Source organism: Rhodoplanes sp. SY1 (assembly GCF_046000175.1).
GTDB lineage: Bacteria > Pseudomonadota > Alphaproteobacteria > Rhizobiales > Xanthobacteraceae > Rhodoplanes.
In genome coordinates, this window is sequence record NZ_JBEOMB010000097.1 from 1 (window position 1) to 821 (window position 821).

At 67.7% G+C, this 821-nt stretch carries 1 protein-coding gene; it reads left to right on the plus strand.

The window, feature by feature from the left end; genetic code table 11:
• Positions 1-231 precede the first annotated feature (231 nt).
• The coding region (locus ABTU92_RS21785) for an acyl-CoA dehydratase activase (protein WP_408093724.1) at positions 232-821 on the plus strand (590 nt) is incomplete at its 3' end.

Here is an 821-nt window from a genome sequence, read left to right on the forward strand (position 1 = left end):
CCGCATCGTCGGCGATCTCAAACGGGCGTCGGTTCTCAAGGCGTCGACCGATGCCGAGAAGTTCGCCTCACGGGTCGTCACCGACGTGTTCCGCTGAGCGAACACCGCGACCCGTTCTGGACGATCCCGTCCGCACGCGACCGCATCCGGACGCAAATGCGTCTCGACCAATGCGTCTCGACCAACGCGTCTCGAAGCAACCGATTTCGCGCCTCCGAGGAGCCCGCTCGCATGAGATTGGAAGACATCGCCGGCGCCGTGTTGGCGAGGCACGCCCCGGCCGCACCGGTGATCGGCCTCGACATCGGCTCGCGCGGCTCCAAGGGCGTTCTGCTGACGCCGCACACCATCGAGACGGCGTTCGTCGCCACCGGCCTCTACATGCAGGAGACGGCCGACGAGCTGGTGGAGAAGCTGCTCCGCAAGTCCGGAGTCGCGCGGAGCGACGTCGTCCATCTGGTCGGCACCGGCTACGGCCGCATCTCGCTCGCCTGGCCCGACATTCCCTACCAGGTGGTCACCGAGATCACCTGCCACGCCCTGGGAGCCCATGTGCTCAACCCGCGCACCCGCACCATCATCGACATCGGCGGCCAGGACTCCAAGGCGATCAGGATCGATCCGGCAACCGGCAAGGTCCTCGAGTTCGTGATGAACGACAAGTGCGCGGCCGGCACCGGCCGGTTCCTCGAGAAGGCCGCGGTGCTGCTCGGGCTGTCGCTCGAGCAGCTCGCCCCGCTCGCCCTCGAGTGCACGACCAGCCAGCCCCGACCTCCAGCTCAACGCGTCGCGATCGCCGAATCACCCTCGGCTACGAGCGG